This is a genomic window from Kitasatospora sp. NPDC059722, assembly GCF_042733235.1.
Taxonomy (GTDB): Bacteria; Actinomycetota; Actinomycetes; order Streptomycetales; family Streptomycetaceae; genus Kitasatospora.
In genome coordinates, this window is record NZ_JBHWGD010000026.1 from 83220 (window position 1) to 99243 (window position 16024).

At 74.0% G+C, this 16024-nt stretch carries 15 protein-coding genes; 6 read left to right on the forward strand and 9 right to left on the reverse strand.

What is annotated here, in order from left to right:
* From ACFV4F_RS18825 to ACFV4F_RS18850, 6 genes are all read left to right on the forward strand, one after another.
* A partial coding sequence (locus ACFV4F_RS18825) for a hypothetical protein (protein ID WP_380503776.1) occupies positions 1–700 on the forward strand: 700 nt, incomplete at its 5' end.
* Complete coding sequence (locus tag ACFV4F_RS18830; protein WP_380503779.1) at positions 697–1761, forward strand: hypothetical protein; 1065 nt, start codon at positions 697–699, stop codon at positions 1759–1761. The genes ACFV4F_RS18825 and ACFV4F_RS18830, both read left to right, overlap by 4 nt.
* Positions 1762–1925: 164 nt before the next feature.
* On the forward strand, positions 1926–2882 hold the full coding sequence (locus ACFV4F_RS18835) for an ABC transporter ATP-binding protein (RefSeq protein ID WP_380439602.1): 957 nt from the start codon (positions 1926–1928) through the stop codon (positions 2880–2882).
* Complete coding sequence (locus ACFV4F_RS18840) at positions 2872–3768, forward strand: ABC transporter permease (protein ID WP_380439600.1); 897 nt, start codon at positions 2872–2874, stop codon at positions 3766–3768. Before ACFV4F_RS18835 ends, ACFV4F_RS18840 begins: the two co-directional genes overlap by 11 nt.
* 46 nt (positions 3769–3814) lie before the next feature.
* Positions 3815–4732, forward strand: coding sequence for an ABC transporter ATP-binding protein (locus tag ACFV4F_RS18845; RefSeq protein WP_380503782.1), 918 nt, complete (start codon positions 3815–3817; stop codon positions 4730–4732).
* 29 nt (positions 4733–4761) lie between these two features.
* Positions 4762–5478, forward strand: a complete 717-nt coding sequence (locus ACFV4F_RS18850; protein WP_380503785.1) for an ABC transporter permease — start codon at positions 4762–4764, stop codon at positions 5476–5478.
* 37 nt (positions 5479–5515) lie between these two features.
* On the opposite strand, the gene ACFV4F_RS18855 is transcribed toward ACFV4F_RS18850, so the two are convergent.
* The 9 genes from ACFV4F_RS18855 to ACFV4F_RS18895 form a co-directional block, all read right to left on the reverse strand.
* A complete protein-coding gene (locus tag ACFV4F_RS18855; RefSeq protein ID WP_380439594.1) occupies positions 5516–6769 on the reverse strand; it encodes a CynX/NimT family MFS transporter in 1254 nt (417 codons plus the stop codon).
* 71 nt (positions 6770–6840) lie between these two features.
* Positions 6841–7572, reverse strand: a complete 732-nt coding sequence (locus ACFV4F_RS18860) for a FadR/GntR family transcriptional regulator (RefSeq protein ID WP_380439592.1) — start codon at positions 7570–7572, stop codon at positions 6841–6843.
* 125 nt (positions 7573–7697) lie between these two features.
* Positions 7698–8558, reverse strand: a complete 861-nt coding sequence (locus ACFV4F_RS18865; RefSeq protein ID WP_380439590.1) for an HAD family hydrolase — start codon at positions 8556–8558, stop codon at positions 7698–7700.
* Positions 8559–8595: 37 nt separating this feature from the next.
* On the reverse strand, positions 8596–9873 hold the full coding sequence (gene serS / locus ACFV4F_RS18870) for a serine--tRNA ligase (protein ID WP_359968686.1): 1278 nt from the start codon (positions 9871–9873) through the stop codon (positions 8596–8598).
* 507 nt (positions 9874–10380) lie between these two features.
* Positions 10381–11316: a prephenate dehydratase gene (gene pheA / locus ACFV4F_RS18875; RefSeq protein WP_380439588.1), complete on the reverse strand. Its 936-nt coding sequence runs from the start codon at positions 11314–11316 to the stop codon at positions 10381–10383.
* Positions 11317–11459: 143 nt separating this feature from the next.
* Positions 11460–12743: an iron uptake transporter deferrochelatase/peroxidase subunit gene (gene efeB, locus ACFV4F_RS18880; RefSeq protein WP_380503788.1), complete on the reverse strand. Its 1284-nt coding sequence runs from the start codon at positions 12741–12743 to the stop codon at positions 11460–11462.
* A gap of 2 nt (positions 12744–12745) precedes the next feature.
* Entirely contained in the window at positions 12746–14785 is a 2040-nt protein-coding gene (locus ACFV4F_RS18885; RefSeq protein ID WP_380503790.1) for a FixH family protein, read from the reverse strand.
* A gap of 11 nt (positions 14786–14796) precedes the next feature.
* Positions 14797–15285 (reverse strand): copper chaperone PCu(A)C, encoded by a 489-nt coding sequence (locus tag ACFV4F_RS18890; RefSeq protein WP_380440752.1) that lies wholly within the window; start codon positions 15283–15285, stop codon positions 14797–14799.
* Positions 15282–15950 carry an SCO family protein gene (locus ACFV4F_RS18895; protein ID WP_380498804.1) on the reverse strand — a complete coding sequence of 223 codons (669 nt, stop codon included), beginning with the start codon at positions 15948–15950 and terminating at the stop codon, positions 15282–15284. Before ACFV4F_RS18895 ends, ACFV4F_RS18890 begins: the two co-directional genes overlap by 4 nt.
* Between the last annotated feature and the right edge of the window lie 74 nt (positions 15951–16024).

A 16024-nucleotide genomic window follows, 5' to 3' on the forward strand; every position in this document is an offset into this window, starting at 1 on the left:
CGCCACGGCCGCGGGGGGGGGGGTGGGGGGGGAATGGGCAACGGCCAACAACAGCCCGCCCCCCCCCCCCCCCCCCCCGGGCGCCGCCGCCCCGCCCCCCGCCCCCCCCCCGACCGCGACCGCGACGCCGTTCGGCGCCAGGTCCAACGGCAACCACTTCGGTTCGCTGCGCGACCTGCTGCTGCCCGTCCCGGCCGGTTTCGAACTCGGCCCGGACGAGGGCGGCTACGGCAACGACGACGAGATCGGCGCCGAGCGGCTCAGCGCCGAACTGGACGAGGAGCTCCAGCAGATCCCCAAGGACAAGCGGGACAAGCTCCGCGCCTACTGGGAGGGCCTGCACGTCAAGGCCACCGGTGTGCGGACGTACCGGGCCCAGGGCGACGACCTGGTGGCCGGCCTGAAGCTGCGCCAGTTCAACCAGCAGGAGGTGCAGAAGCTCAACGAGTACACGGCGGTCTTCAGCGACACCGGCCTGTTCCGGCTCGGCCCGGAGATCCCCGGCCACCCGGAGGCGCACTGCTACCTGATGCCGGCGCCGCCGTCCGCCCCGCTCGACTACCTGGAGTGCTCGGCCGCCGAGGGCGACCTCCTCGTGGTCATGAACGTCGAGGGCGTGGCGCCGCTGCCCAAGGACAAGATCGTCGCCCTCTTCACCGCGCAGCTCGACCGCCTCGCCCGCCCGGGAGCGTCCGTATGACCGACCACGTCACCCCGCAGGACCCCGCGGGCACCCCCGTCCCCCCGCCCGCGCCGACCGCTCCGCCGGCGCCCGTGCCGACCGCCCCGCCCGAGCCCGCGGCGCCGGCCGGCCCGGCGCTCTCCGAGGTGGAGCTGGTGCCGCCCCCGCCGGCCGCGCCCGAGACGCCCGAGGAGCGCGAGGCCCGCCTCGCCCGCCGGACCCGCCGGCGCAAGGCGGTGGTGCGCTGGGCCGCCGCCACCCTGGTGTGCGCGCTCGCCGGCACCGGGACGGCGATGGCCCTGACCGTTCCCGAGCGCACGGACATCCCGGGCCTGGCGACCAAGAGCGACGGCCGCTACACCTTCCCCGCGCTCGCGTTGCCGCCGCAGCCCCCGGCGAAGGGCCCGTCGGTGCGCAAGGAGTCGCACCGCGCGGACCTCCGCAACCTCGTGCTGCCCGCGCCCAAGGAGGCCGGCGGTCCGCTCGGGCCGGTCGTCTTCCCGAGCCCGACCGCGACACCCTCGGCGTCCGGCTCGGCGAGCCCGTCCGCCACCGCGTCCGCGAGCCCGTCCGCGAGCGGATCCCCGTCCGGCCCGGCGAGCCCGGCGGCCTCCGCCAAGGCCGGCGCGGCCACCGCCGACTGGGCCCCCTGCGACGCCGTCCTCGACGAGCAGCAGAACCCGGACGACCTGCGCGCCCTGCTGCTGCAGAACGCGTGCCGCGCGGCCGCCGTCCGGGAGTGGACGGCCTCCGACGGCACCCGCACCCAGATCCGGCTGCTGCGCTTCGGCTCCTCCTTCGAGGGCGGGGAGGTCTTCTCGGCCCTGCGCGCGAACAGCCTGCCGAAGGCCCTGCCCGGGGCGAAGGCCGGCTCGCACGACGGCTGGGACGCCCTCCCGAACGTCGACCTCGCGGTCAAGGAGTCTTCGGTGCAGGGCGCCAAGGGCGACCCGACGGCCCGCGTGGCGTACCTCGGGGCGAGCGACGTCCTCGCCGTCATCACGATGACCAACCCGAAGGGCGTGCCGGTCGCGCCGTTCCGCCAGGTGGCCACCCTGCAGTCCGACCTGCTCAACTGACGGAACGTCATACGAGCGCCGGGCCGACCGCGTCACGACCGGTCGGCCCGGCCGCTTCCGTCCGACCCCTAGGGGAGAGCCCGCCGGCGTCATACCGCAGCATCATCCGCGGTTCGTCATTCCAGCTCATGGTCCTTGCGGCGCGGGCCCGTTACGTTGGGGGCGTGTCCACTCCTGTCATCAAGACGGACGACCTCTCCAAGAGGTTCCCCCGGGTAACGGCGCTCGACCGGCTCACCGTCGAGGTGCACCCGGGGGTCGTCGGCCTGGTCGGCGCCAACGGGGCGGGCAAGTCCACCCTCATCAAGATCCTGCTCGGGCTCGCCCCGGCGACCTCCGGCACCGGCCGGGTCCTCGGCCTGGACATCGCCACCCAGGGCCCGGAGATCCGCGAGCGCGTCGGCTACATGCCGGAGCACGACTGCCTGCCGCCCGACGTGTCGGCCACCGAGTTCGTGGTGCACATGGCCCGGATGGCCGGACTGCCCGCCGCCGCGGCCCGCGAGCGCACCGCGGACACCCTCCGCCACGTCGGCCTGTACGAGGAGCGCTACCGCCCGATGGGCGGCTACTCGACCGGCATGAAGCAGCGGGTCAAGCTGGCCCAGGCTCTCGTGCACGACCCGAAGCTGGTGCTGCTGGACGAGCCGACCAACGGCCTCGACCCGGCCGGCCGGGACGAGATGCTGGCACTGATCCGCCGCGTCCACCGGGACTTCGGCATCTCGGTGCTGGTCACCACCCACCTGCTCGGCGAGCTGGAGCGCACCTGCGACCACCTGGTCGTCATCGACGGTGGCAAGCTGCTGCGCTCCTCCTCCACGGCCTCCTTCACCGAGGCGACGGCCCTCCTCGCGCTAGAAGTCACCGACCACCCGGATGACCTGGTGCGCGACCCCGGCGCCGCCGTCCTCGAACGCCTCACCGCCGCGGGCCTGTCCGCCACCCCGGACGGCTCGCACGTGCTCCTCGTCCGGCTGGCCGGCGACGACACCTACGACACCATCCGCGACACCGTCGCGGACCTCGGCCTCGGCCTGGTCCGGCTGGAACAGCGCCGGCACCGGGTCGCCGAACTCTTCACGGACGAGTCCAAGGGAGGTCCGGACGATGCCTCCTGAGAGCAGGCCCGCCGACGCCGGCGTCATCCACGACATCGGCTACCGCGGCTACGCCGGCCCCCGCCTCGGCCGGGCCTACGCGACCCGCTCGCTGTTCACCCAGAGCCTGCGCGCCGCGTACGGCCTCGGGCGCTCCGGCAAGTCCAAGGTGCTGCCGATGCTGGTGCTCGGCGTGCTCACCGTGCCCGCCGTCATCATGGTCGCGATCGCGCTGTTCACCAACGCCGCGCAGCTGCCGCTGGACTACCCGCGCTACCTGTCGGCCTTCGGCCTGATCGTCTCGATCTTCCTGGCCTCGCAGACGCCGGTGCTCCTCTCCCGGGACCTCAGGTACCACACCGTCCCGCTGTACTTCTCCCGCCCGATCACCCGCGGCGACTACGTGCGGGCCAAGTTCGCGGCGATGTTCTGCGCCCAGTTCCTGCTGATGGCGGCACCCCTGGTGGTGCTCTACGTCGGCGCGCTGCTGGGCCGGCTGGACTTCGCGCACAACACCGAGCACTTCCTGATCGGCCTGGTGGCCGCCGTGCTGTACGCGCTCGTGCCGACCTCGGTCGCGCTGGTGATCGCCGCCGCCACCCCGCGCCGCGGCTTCGGGGTGGCCGGGATCATGGGCTACCTCGCGGTCAGCTCGGTGGTCGTGGCGATCCTGACCCGGATCGGCACCGGCTTCGAGGTCACCGTCCCGGACTCCGCCCAGTGGGCCGCGCTGCTGTCGCCGAACGACCTGGTGGAGAGCCTGACCAACCAGCTCTTCGACGTCGGCGGCTCGGTCGGCCGGATGCACGCTCCCGGGGCGCTCGGCGCCGCCGTGTTCCTCGTCGTCGCCGCCGGGATGGCGGCCGGGGCGTACGGGCTGCTGCTGCGCCGCTACCGCAGCGTCTGATCCACCCGCGGCGTCCGACGACCGCAGAGCCCAGGAGGGGCACGCAATGGCCACCATCACCATCGACAAGGTCTCGCGCTGGTTCGGCAACGTGGTCGCCGTCAACGACATCAGCATGGCCATCGGCCCGGGGATCACCGGCCTGCTCGGCCCGAACGGCGCGGGCAAGTCCACCCTCATCCACATGATGAGCGGCTTCCTCGCGCCCTCCACCGGCACGGTCACCCTGGACGGCTCGCCGATCTGGCGCAACCAGGAGGTGTACCGGAAGATCGGGCTGGTCCCCGAGCGGGAGTCGATGTACGACTACCTGACCGGCTGGGAGTTCGTACTGGCCAACGCAGAGCTGCACGGCCTGCCCGATCCGGGCGCCGCCGCCCGCCGCGCCCTCGGCCTGGTCGAGATGGAGTACGCCCAGGACCGCAGGACCGGCACCTACTCCAAGGGCATGAAGCAGCGGGTCAAGATGGCCTCCGCGCTCGTCCACGACCCGGCCGTGCTGCTGCTCGACGAGCCGTTCAACGGCATGGACCCGCGCCAGCGGCTCCAGCTGATGGACCTGCTGCGCCGGTTCGGCGCGGACGGCCGGACCGTCCTGTTCTCCTCGCACATCCTGGAGGAGGTCGAGCAGCTCGCCCGGCACATCGAGGTCGTGGTGGCCGGCCGGCACGCTGCCTCGGGCGACTTCCGCCGGATCCGCCGCCTGATGACCGACCGCCCGCACCGCTACCTGGTCCGCTCCAGCGACGACCGCCGGCTGGCCGCCGCCCTGATCGCCGACGGCTCCACCGCCGGCATCGAGGTGGACGAGCGCGAACGGGCCCTGCGGATCCAGGCGGTGAACTTCCAGGGCTTCACGATGCTGCTGCCCCGGGTCGCCCGGCAGGCCGGCATCACCCTGTACACCGTCGCCCCGGCGGACGAGTCGCTGGAGAGCGTGTTCTCCTACCTCGTCTCCGCCTGACCTCAGCACGCCATCGGGAAAGGCCGACCATGAATCCGACCGTCGCCAGGCTGACGCTGCGCGGCCTGCTGGGCCGCCGCCGCGGCGCCCTGCTGCTGGTGGTCCCCGCCCTGCTGCTGCTCGTCTCGGCGCTCGCGAGCGGGTCCAGCGGGGACGGGCACGACCTGACCGTCAAGATCCTCGGCCAGCTCGGCCTCGGCACCCTGGTGCCGATCCTCGGGCTGGTCGTCGGCACCGGCGTGATCGCCACCGAGATCGACGACGGCTCGATCGTCTACCTGCTCGCCAAGCCGCTGCCGCGCTGGGAGATCGTCACCACCAAGCTGTTCGTCGCGATCGGCACCACGTGGGTGTTCGCCGCCGTCCCGACCATGCTCGCGGGCTTGATGCTGTACGGCACGAAGGACGGCGTCACGCTCGGCTACACCGTCGCGGCGCTGGTCGCGGGGGCCGCGTACAGCGCGATCTTCCTGCTGCTCGGCGTCGTCACCCGGCACGCGGTGGTGGCCGGTCTCGGCTACGCGCTGGTGTGGGAGTCGCTGGTCGGCAACTTCGTGGCGGGCGCCCGCACGCTGAGCGTCCAGCAGTGGGCCCGGTCGGTCGCCGAGACGGTGGCGGGGGACACCGCGATCGGCGCGGACGTCTCCTTCGGGGTGGCCGTGCCGCTGCTGCTGGTGGTCACCGTCGCCGCGACCGTGCTGGCCGCGGTGCGGCTGGCCGGGCTGACCCTGGCCGGCGAGGACTGAGCCGGCCGGGGGCCGGCCCGTACGTCCGAACGGGTGGTCAGAGCGTCCGGTTGCGGCCCGCGCCCCAGCCGGCCGCGCCGACCACGGCGACCAGGACGAGCATCAGTGCGAGCGTCGCGCTCCACCCGCCGGTCAGCTGGTGCAGCGCACCCGCGCCGACCGGACCGGCCGCCGCGACGAGGTAGCCGATCGCCTGGGACATGCCGCCGAGCTGGGCGGCGCCGGCCGCGCTGCCGGTGCGCAGCACGATGAACGCCAAGCCGAGGCCGAGCGAACCGCCCTGCGCGACGCCGAGGATCGCCGCCGCGACCCAGGCACCCGACACCGGCGCGACCAGCAGCACGGCGATGCCGAGGCCGTTCAGCCCGGCCATGGCCACCGCGAGGGCGCGCTGGCTGGTCATCCGGCCGGCGATCAGCGGCACCAGGAAGGCGCCGACCACCTGCAGCAGGTTGGAGAAGGCGAAGACCAGGCCGGCCTGGCCGCGGTCCATCCCGTGCTCGGCCAGGATGGTCGGCATCCACGCCACCAGGGTGTAGACCAGCAGCGACGAGATGCCCATGAACAGGCTGATCTGCCAGGCCAGTCCGGACCGCCAGATGCCCTCGATCGGCTTGCTCGCGCCGGCCCGTCCGGCGGCCGGGGCCGCGCCGGCCGCCGCCCGCTCGTCGCGCGAGCGCAGCACCTGCGGCAGCCAGGCCACGGCCGCCACCAGCGCGAGCACCGACCAGGCGCCCAGCGAGGCCTCCCAGCCGCCGCCCAGCGCGTGCTCCAGCGGCACCGAGAGCCCGGCCGCGAGGGTCGCGCCGACCAGCATCGTGGTCGAGTAGACGCCGGTCATCGCCGCCGCCCGCTCCGGGAACTCCCGCTTGACCAGGCCCGGCATGGAGACGTTCAGCACCGCGATCGCCACGCCGATGACCACGCAGCCCGCGTACAGCGCCACCACCGAGGGCAGCACCCGCAGCAGCACGCCCGCGCCGAGCACCAGCACCGCGCCGAGCACGACGCGCTCGGTGCCGAAGCGCCGGGTCAGCCGGGGGGTGAGCGGCGCGCCGACGCCCTGGAACAGCACCGGCACGGTGGTGATCAGGCCGCTCGCGGTCGTGGACAGCCCGAAGGTGCGCTGGATCTCGCCGACCATCGGGGAGATCGCCGCGAGGCAGGCGCGCATGTTCAGCGCGACCAGCAGGATGCCGGTCAGCAGCAGGGCCGGGTGGGCCAGCCGGGACCGGACGGGGAGCGGGGCGGAGGAGGTGACAACCGGCTGCTGGGCACGGGTGACGGCCATGGGGGTGCTGTTCTTTCGGGGGTGAGAGACGGTGCGGACGGCGGAAGGGCGCGTGGGCCCTGCCCCCGGCCTTACTTCCGGGCCGCGATGGCCGCGATGAGCTGCTCGACGGCCGCGATCGGCTCGGCGAGCAGCGCCCGACACGCCGCCTCGGCGCGGTCCGGGTCGCCGCTCTCGATCGCGTCCACCAGGGCCGCGTGGGTGGCGACGACCACCTCGGGCATGTCGTGGTCGCCGAAGGCCGTCCGCATCGACTCGCGCACCGAGGCGCCGAAGTAGCGGTAGACCTCGGCCAGCGCGGGGTTGTGCGCGGCCTCGACGACGGCGGTGTGGAACTCCAGGTCGTGCTCGACGGTGGCCTCGCGGCCGGTCCGCTCCGGGCTCGCCGCGATCACCTCGGCCTCGCGGGCCAGCGCGGCCCGCATCCGGGCGATGTCCTCGGGGGTGTGCCGCAGGGCCGCCAGGCGCGCGCCCTCGGTCTCCAGCGCCGCGCGGACCTCCAGGACGTCCCGGATGCCCGAGCGCTGGACACCGCGCAGGACGGCCGCCGGGTCGCTGGTGCTGCGGACGAAGGTGCCCTCGCCCTGCCGGGAGACCAGCATGCCGGCGTGCACCAGCACCCGGATCGCCTCCCGGACGGTGTTGCGGCCGACCTGCAGCCGCTCGGCGAGCTCGTGCTCGGTGGGGATCTTCGAACCCACCGGCCAGGCGCCGCCCGCGAGTTGCTCGCGCAGCTGGTCGATGGCGGTGTCCACGAGGGAGCGCCGTCCGGCCGCCTGCAGGCTGTTGCCGTCGCTGGTCATGCCGGTGCTCCCTCCGCTGCTCTTCACCATCGGTCGTCGGTCATCCTACAACCGCTTGCCCGGTCATCCTACAACTGGGGGTGAAGGTTCGGCGACGGGTCCGGGACGGGGAAGGCCCCGGCCGCTCAGCGGGCCGGGTAGAGGCGCTCCAGGACGACGGCCACGCCGTCCTCGTCGTTGCTCGCGGTGACCTCGTCGGCCACGGCCAGGAGCTCCTCGTGGGCGTTGGCCATCGCGACGCCGTGCGCGGCCCAGCCGAACATCGGCACGTCGTTGGGCATGTCGCCGAAGGCGATGGTGTCGGCGGCGCGCACCCCGAGGCGGCGGGCGGCGACGGCCAGCCCGGTGGCCTTGGACAGGCCGAGCGGCAGCAGCTCGACCACGCCGGCGCCGGCCATGACGACGCCGACCAGGTCCCCGGCGACGCGGCGGGCGGCCTCGGCGAGGGCGTCGTCGGTCAGGCCGGGGTGCTGGATGTAGAGCTTGCTGATCGGGGTGGTGAGCAGTTCGTCCCGCTCGACCCGGACCACCGGCAGGTCGGAGCCGATCAGCAGCTCGTAGCCGGGCCCGGCGAGGACCTGGCCGTCCAGCCCGTCCTGGTTGGCGGCCACCGCCAGCGGGCCGGTCTCGGCCTCGATCTTGGTGATGGCGAGCGCGGCGAGCCGGCGGTCCAGGGTGAGCGAGGTGAGCAGCTTGTGCGCGCCGGCGTCGTAGACCTGGGCGCCCTGGCCGCAGACCGCTATCCCGGTGTAGCCGATCTCGTCGAACACCGGCCGGGCCCAGACGGCGGAGCGGCCGGTGACGACGATGTGCAGCGCGCCCGCGCCGGTGGCCGTGGCCAGGGCGGCGCGGGTGCGCGCGGAGACGGTCTCCTCGCCGGTCAGCAGGGTGCCGTCGAGGTCGGTGGCGACCAGCCGGAAGGGCAGGCCGCCACCGCGCGGGGCGTCGTCGCCGAGGGAGACGGGGCTGGGGCTGGTGGTGCTCATGGGCCGTGCGTCTCCCGGGAGTTGCTGGTGGTGCGGGCTACTTGGCGACCGGTTCGAGGACGGTGCGCCCACCGAGGAACGGCCGCAGCGCCTCCGGCACGACCACCGAGCCGTCGGCCTGCTGGTGGTTCTCCAGGATCGCCACGATGGTGCGCGGGACGGCGACCAGCGTGCCGTTCAGGGTGGCGAGCGGGCGGGTCTTGCCCTCCTCGCGCATCCGGATGGCCAGTCGGCGGGACTGGTACTCGGTGGTGTTGGAGGTCGAGGTGACCTCGCGGTACTTGCCCTGGGTGGGGATCCAGGCCTCGATGTCGAACTTGCGGGCCGCCGAGGCGCCGAGGTCGCCGGAGGCGACGTCGATCACCCGGTAGGGCAGCTCCAGCGCGTTGAGGAAGTCCTTCTCCCACTGGAGCAGGCGGCGGTGCTCGTTCTCGGCGTCCTCGGGAGTGGTGTAGACGAACATCTCCACCTTCTCGAACTGGTGGACGCGGATGATGCCGCGGGTGTCCTTGCCGTAGGTGCCGGCCTCGCGGCGGAAGCAGGACGAGTAGCCGGCGTAGCGCAGCGGCAGCTTCTCGGCCTCGATGATCTCGTCCATGTGGTACGCCGCGAGCGGGACCTCGCTGGTGCCGACGAGGTAACGGTCCTCCTCCTTGAGGTGGTACACGTTCTCGGCGGCCTGGCCCAGGAAGCCGGTGCCGTCCATGGCGGCCGGGCGGACCAGGGTCGGGGTGATCATCGGGATGAAGCCGGCCGCGGTCGCCTGCGCGAAGGCCATGTTGACCAGGGCGAGCTCCAGCAGCGCGCCGACGCCGGTCAGGTAGTACGAGCGGGCACCGGCGACCTTGGCGCCGCGCTCGGTGTCGATCGCGCCCAGGATCTGGCCGAGCTCGACGTGGTCGCGGGGCTCGAAGCCCTCGGCGGCGAAGTCGCGCGGGGTGCCGATCTCCTCCAGGGTGACGAAGTCCTCCTCGCCGCCGACCGGGGCGGCCGGGTCGATGAGGTTCGCCAGCGAGCGGAGCAGGCGGTCGGCCTCCTCCTTGGCGGCGCCCTGTTCGGCGTCCGCGGCCTTGACCTCGGCGGCCAGGTCCTTGGTGCGCTGCAGCAGGGCGGCCTTCTCGTCGCCCTTGGCCTGGGCGACCTGCTTGCCCAGCAGTCGCTGCTCGCTGCGCAGTTCGTCGAAACGGGTGCCCGAGGACCGGCGCCGCTCGTCGGCGGAGAGGAGGGCGTCGACCAGGTCGACGTCCTCGCCACGGACGCGCTGCGAGGCGCGCACTCGGTCAGGGTCCTCACGGAGCAGGCGAAGGTCAATCACGCGCCCAAGCCTACCGGGCGGGGGCTCGTCCACCGGTACCGGTTTTCCCCTGGGGATAACTCACCGCCGCCTGTGGATAACTCCTGTGGGGAACCCGCCGGACGTGAGTTATCCACAGGCGTGGGGCCGAGGCTGTGGATCCTTGTGGAACGCAGCCCTCCGGGCGGTCGAACCAAGGAATTGAGGTTTCAAACCTCATTCGACCTTCTCGGGCGAGGGAATTGAAGCACTGGAACGGGTGATTTGCTGGCAGGCGGGTGACTCTGGTCCGATTAGTCAACTCTGCGAAGCAAACCGATGATCTGACCGTTCTGCGCAGTGGCTATACCGGTTTGTCGACTCATCCCCAGGCCTGTGGATAACTTTCGGCTGTGGATAGCGGGTGGCCCTGTGGACAGCGGGTTCCGGGTCCGGACGCGCCTGTGGACGACGGGTGCGGTCACCCGCCCCGCCCGGAGGGTCCGGGCGAAAACGGTCGGAAAAGGTCAGAAAGACAAAGGGTGGCGCTCAGATGTCGCCGCGGCCGTCGAGGGCGCGCGAGAGCCAGTCGGCCGCCGCCGCGAAATCCTCGTCCGAGGTCCCGGGCCGCCGGTGCGAGGACTCCTGCCGGTCGGCGCGGGGATAGGAGCCGAGGAAACGCACCTGCGGGCAGATCCGCTTGAGGCCCATCAGCGCCTCGCCCACCCGCCGCTCGGACAGGTGGCCCTCGCAGTCGATGAGGAAGCAGTAGCTGCCCAGCCCCTCGCCGGTCGGCCGGGACTCGATCCGCATCAGGTTGATCCCGCGCACCGCGAACTCCTGGAGCAGCTCCAGCAGCGCACCGGGGTGGTCGTCCGGCAGCCAGGCCACCATCGAGGTCTTGTCCGCCCCGGTCGGCGACGAGACCCGCCCCGGCTTGCCGACCAGGACGAACCGGGTGGTCGCGTTCTGCGCGTCGGCGATCTCCTTGACCAGCGGGTCCAGCCCGTAGATCGGCGCCGCGAACTCGCCCGCGAACGCGCCGTCGTAGCGGCCCTCGGCCACCAGCCGGGCGCCGTCCGCGTTGGACGCGGCCGCCTCCCACCGCGCGTCCGGCAGGTTGGCCGCCATCCAGCGCCGCACCTGCGGCTGGGCCACCGGGTGGCTGGTGACGGTCTTGACCTCCGACAGCTCCGTGCCGGGGCGCACCAGCAGCGCGAAGGAGATCGGCAGCAGCACCTCACGGTAGATCATGAGCGGTGTGCCGGAGGCGAGTTCGTCGCTGGTCGCGGTGACGGCGCCCTCGACGGAGTTCTCGATCGGCACGAAGGCGCCGGAGGCCTCGCCGCCGCGCACCGCGTCCAGCACCAGCGGCACCGAGGCCAGCGGCACCAGCTCCCGGGTCGCCGCCTCGGGCAGGGTGCGCAGGGCCGCCTCGGTGAAGGTGCCCGCCGGGCCGAGGTAGGTGTAGCGGGTGGCCGACATGCCGTCTCCGTCTCGTCAGGTCGAAGTAGCCACCATAGCCACTCCGTTCCCCGCCCAGGAAAGCGTTCCGATGGGCGGGATCCGCCGCCGCCGTCCAGCAGTTCGGCGGTCGCGCCGCCCGGCGCCGGCGGCGGGCGCTGGGTTCAGGCGTCCAGCAGCTGCTGCCCCACGTACCCGCCCTGCGGGGCGCCGGGCGGCACGACGTACAGGCCGCTCGCCTCGTGCCGCAGGAAGCGGGAGAGGCCGTCGCCGCGGGACAGCTTGCGCTGCACCGGGGTGAAGCCCTTGCGCGGGTCGGCCTGGAAGGCGAGGAAGAGCAGTCCGGCGTCCGGCGAACCGTCCGCCAACAGGCCGTCGTGGTACGAGAATCCGCGCCGCAGCATGGCCGCGCCGCCGTTGGAGGCCGGTGCGGCGACCCGGATGTGCGCGTCGGAGGGGATCGCCAGGGCGCCGTCCCCGTCCTGGGCGGACAGGTCCACCGCGGCGTGCTCCCCGGCCCCGGCGGGCGTGCCGAGCGGCGCGCCGTCCGACTTGCGCCGCCCGATCACCCGCTCCTGGCGGTCCACCGGCAGCGCCTCCCAGTGGTCGAGCAGCATCCGGATCCGCCGGAACACCAGGTAGGAGCCGCCGGCCGTCCAGGCCGGCTGGTCGCCCCCGGCGGCGGCGAACACCTTGGCGGCGAAGCCGTCGTCGGCGGGCTTCGGATTGTTGCTGCCGTCGATCTGGCCCATCAGGTTGCGGCCGGTCATCGGGTGCGGGGTGGCGCCCGGGGTGCGGGCGAAGCCGCCGCACTGCCAGCGCAGCGAGGCCGTCCCGGCCGCCTGGCGCTGGAGCACCCGCAGGGCGTGCACGGCCACGAGGGCGTCGTCGGCGCCGATCTGGACGAACAGGTCGCCGTCGCCGCGCGCCGGGTCGAGCGCGTCGCCGGGGAAGGCGGGCAGCGGTTCGAGGGCGGCCGGTCGGCGGTCGGCCAGCCCGGCCTTGTCGAACAGGGCGGCCCCGAAGCCGAAGGTGAGCGTCAGCGAGCAGGGGCCGGCGTCCAGCGCGACCTGGTTCTCGAACTCCTCGGCCGGCTCCCCGGCGGTCAGCCGGGCCGCCGTGCGCGACCAGCGCCGGAGCAGGCCGCGCAGCCCGTCCCGCCCGGCGCCGTCGGCCAGGTCGAAGGCGGCGAGCTGGACCCGGGCCTGCTGCGGTTCGAGGATGCCGGCCTGGTGCTCGCCGAAGAACGGGACCCGGGCCGCGCCGAGCGCCGGGCCGCCGCCCGGCCCGCCGCCGGCGGCCGGGGGCTCCAGGGCCACCGCCCCGGCGACCCCGGCGCCGTCGCCGACGACCAGCCCCGCGCCGGCGGTGCCGAGCAGGGCGCGCCGGGTGAAGCCGGTCCGCGCGGTGGCGCTGCCGGTGGTGCTGCCGGTGGTGCTGTCGGTCATGCTCAGCCGATCTTCAGGGACTTCGTCGGGGTGGTCTGGTCGATGTCGGAGGAGCGGATCTGCACCGACACCACCCACTCCCCGGCCAGCGGCAGCTGCGCGGTGCCGCTCCAGCGGCCGGTGCCCTCGGGGGTCAGCGGCACGGGCAGCGGGCCGAGGTCGCGGTCCGGCAGGGTGAAGGCGAGCTGCACCTCGGGGACGTCCACCGGCTTGCCGTCGGCGCCGTCCAGCGCGAGCTTCACCTCGTTGGAGCCGGTCCCCGCCGGGTTGACGGTCACCGTCGCAGTGCCCTTGGCGTTCGGGGTGCGGCCCTTGGTGTCGTACGGGAGCTTGAGCTCCACGGTGCGGCCCGGCTGGGTCTGCGCGGGAGCGGCCCCGCCGGCCGCCGGCGCCGCGGCGCCCCCGGCCCCGACCTCGCCCGCGACCCGCCCGGGCGGGGAGTTGGTCAGCATCGTGGTGACCACCAGCACGGCCACCGCGACCGCCGCCTCGACCAGCACCGAGCGGCGCAGCCCGGCCCGGGTCGGGGTCAGGCCGCGCGCCCGGCCGGCGCTCGCCACGGCGGCCCGCTGGCGCTCCAGCTGGGCCCGGCGGACCGGGTCCTCGGAGTGCGCCGCGACGGCCACCGGCTCCGGCAGTTCGGCCGGTTCGACCTCGGCGGCCTCGGCCGGGGCCGAGCGCAGCCGGGCCAGCCAGGAGCGGGAGATCCAGGCGACGCCGAGCATCGCGACCACGCAGCCGGTCTTCACCAGCAGCAGCCGCCCGTACTCGGTGCCGGTCAGTGCGCCCCAGCTGCCGAGGCCGCGCCAGGACTGGTAGACGCCGGTGACGACGAGCACCGCGACCGAGCCGAACGCGATCTTGGAGAAGCGGTCGACGACCTCCGCGCCGACGCCCTCGCGCAGCGCGACCAGCAGCGAGGCGAGGCCGCCCAGCCAGAACGCCATCGCGATCAGGTGCAGCAGGCCGAGCGGCAGCGCCAGCCAGACCTGGATGCCCACCGAGGCGTGGTCCGCGCCGACCCAGGTCGCCGCGAGGGCGACCGCCAGCACCAGCCCGCCGACGCCGAGCCCGATCCGGGCCTCGCGCTGCGGGCGCCGGGCGGCGCGCCGCTCCAGCTCGCGCAGTTCGGCGGCCTCGGCGTTCTCGGCGGCCCCGGGGGCCTCGGCGCTCGAGTCGTCGCCTCCGTCGCCGTGCTCGTCCTCGCCCTCCGGCCCCGGCTGCCCCAACTGGCCGACCAGCAGCGACAGGAACACCCCGCTCGCCGCGAGCAGCAGCAGCCGGGCGGCCAGCGCGGTGCCGATCCGCTCGTCCAGCGTGGTGCGCACCAGCGACAGGTCGAGGGCCTGCCCGATCCCCGAGCCGCGCTCGTAGGGCCCGCGCAGCATCAGCACCGCGACGGTGGACACCAGCAGTGCCACCCAGCCGGTCATCAGCAGCCGCTGCACCGAGCGCCGGGCCACCCCGGCGGGCCAGCAGATCAGCGTGAACGCGGCGGCGCCGGCGAGCAGTGCGAACGCGACGTACGCGACGGTGCGCCCGGTGCCGTACAGCGCGGCGACCACGCCGTCCGCCTTGGCGCCCTGGAGCGCGGTGGCGGACACCGAGGTGTCCGAGGGCGCGCCGATGGAGAAGGTGAACGCGCCGCCGACGGGGTGGGAGTCCTCCGAGACGGCCCGCCAGGCCACCGTGTACGTGCCGTTGGCGAGGCCGGGGTTGAGCCCGACCCTGGCCGTGTCGGTCCTGCCGTCGGCGTGCCCCGGGTTGCCGGTGTCGACCGCCTTGCCGGCCGGGTCGAGCACCCGGACCGAGTCGCCGGAGAGCGACACGCCCTCGCTGAAGGTCAGCGTGACCGCCTGCGGGGCGGTGGCGAGCACCGAGTTCTGGTGCGGGTCGGTGGACTCCAGGGTGGCGTGCGCGGAGGCCGGGACGGCGCCGGCGAGCATCAGCGCGAACAGCGCGCCGAGCAGGCCGAGCAGGCCGGCGATGCGGCGGGGGGCGGTGCGCGGGGCTGCGATCCGGCGGTGCGAGGCCTTCTCCATGCTGGCGGACCCTAACTCTGGCCGGGACGGTAGGTGAGCTCCTTGACCGGCACCTTGACGGAGATGGTGCCGGATTTGGCGAAGGTCAGGTCGAGCTCCAGCTCGTCCCCGAGGGCCGGGGCCTTCTGCCAACCCATGATCATGAGATGGGTGCCGCCCCGGGTGAACTGCAGCGCCCCGTGCGCGGGCACGTCCAGGCGGTCGACCTGCTCCATGGTCGACGCCGTCGACTGGTGCATGGTGACCGATCCGGCGCCCGGGCTGGTCACCTTGACCAGCTGGTCCTCGCCGCCGTCGTTGCGCACGGTCAGGTAGCCGGCCGCCATCCCGCCCGCCGGGGGCAGCGGGATGTAGGAGTCGGCGACGCTCAGCCTGGCCGCCCCGCCGGCGGCACCGTCCTGGCCGCCCGCCCCGCAGGCGGCCAGGAAGGCGCCGCCGCCCAGGGCCGTCGCCAGCACCGCGCCGGTGAGCGCGGTCCGGCGGAAGCCGAGCATCGTCATGCCGCGACCCCCTTGGCGAGCAGCGGCAGGTCGTGCTGGTAGGTCTTCACCTCGGTGCCGCTCATGTACAGCACGTGCGCCTTGTCGTCCGAGGGGAGGAAGGCCAGCACCTGCGCGCCGTGGGTGGAGGTCACGGTGCCGTCGGCGTTGACCACCGGGTCCTCGATCATGATGCCGAGCGACCTGGCGGCGGTCTTGACCTTCTCCAGGTCGCCGGTGAGGCCTATGAAGTCGCTGCCCATCGAGTCGAGCCAGGTGCGCAGCACCTTGGGCGTGTCGCGCTGCGGGTCGGTGGAGACGAACACGACGTCGATCTTCTGCCGCTCCTCGGGGGAGAGGCCCTTCATGGCGACGCCGATGTCGCCCATGGTGGTCGGGCAGACGTCCGGGCAGCTGGTGTAGCCGAAGAACAGCAGCAGGCTCTTGCCGCTGGTGCGCTGGCGCAGGTCGAAGGGCTGGCCGGAGGTGTCGGTCAGCGTCAGGTCCGGCTTCTCGAAGTTCTTGGCGAGCTTGGTGCCCTCGTACGGCGTCGCGTCCTTCTGCTGCGTCACCTTGGCGGCGGTCGAGCCGCCGCCGGAGGACCCGCAGGCGGTCAGCGTGAGGGCGGCGGCCAGGGCGACGGCGGCCGCGCCGGCCAGGCGGGTGGTGCGGGTGGTGCGGGGCATGCGGGTTCCGATCGTGCGCGGTGGTCCGGGGGGGGGGGCGCGCCCCGGGGGGGGGGCGCGGCCCCCCCGCCCCG

What these genes read in the sequence shown, in the direction of transcription:
- ACFV4F_RS18830 (WP_380503779.1), top strand. Translation starts at nt 697, where the DNA reads ATGACCGACCACGTCACCCCGCAGGACCCCGCGGGCACCCCCGTCCCC.
- ACFV4F_RS18840 (WP_380439600.1), top strand. Translation starts at nt 2,872, where the DNA reads ATGCCTCCTGAGAGCAGGCCCGCCGACGCCGGCGTCATCCACGACATC.
- ACFV4F_RS18845 (WP_380503782.1), top strand. Translation starts at nt 3,815, where the DNA reads ATGGCCACCATCACCATCGACAAGGTCTCGCGCTGGTTCGGCAACGTG.
- ACFV4F_RS18850 (WP_380503785.1), top strand. Translation starts at nt 4,762, where the DNA reads ATGAATCCGACCGTCGCCAGGCTGACGCTGCGCGGCCTGCTGGGCCGC.
- ACFV4F_RS18855 (WP_380439594.1), bottom strand. Translation starts at nt 6,769, where the DNA reads ATGGCCGTCACCCGTGCCCAGCAGCCGGTTGTCACCTCCTCCGCCCCG.
- ACFV4F_RS18860 (WP_380439592.1), bottom strand. Translation starts at nt 7,572, where the DNA reads ATGACCAGCGACGGCAACAGCCTGCAGGCGGCCGGACGGCGCTCCCTC.
- ACFV4F_RS18865 (WP_380439590.1), bottom strand. Translation starts at nt 8,558, where the DNA reads ATGAGCACCACCAGCCCCAGCCCCGTCTCCCTCGGCGACGACGCCCCG.
- pheA (WP_380439588.1), bottom strand. Translation starts at nt 11,316, where the DNA reads ATGTCGGCCACCCGCTACACCTACCTCGGCCCGGCGGGCACCTTCACC.
- efeB (WP_380503788.1), bottom strand. Translation starts at nt 12,743, where the DNA reads ATGACCGACAGCACCACCGGCAGCACCACCGGCAGCGCCACCGCGCGG.
- ACFV4F_RS18885 (WP_380503790.1), bottom strand. Translation starts at nt 14,785, where the DNA reads ATGGAGAAGGCCTCGCACCGCCGGATCGCAGCCCCGCGCACCGCCCCC.
- ACFV4F_RS18890 (WP_380440752.1), bottom strand. Translation starts at nt 15,285, where the DNA reads ATGACGATGCTCGGCTTCCGCCGGACCGCGCTCACCGGCGCGGTGCTG.
- ACFV4F_RS18895 (WP_380498804.1), bottom strand. Translation starts at nt 15,950, where the DNA reads ATGCCCCGCACCACCCGCACCACCCGCCTGGCCGGCGCGGCCGCCGTC.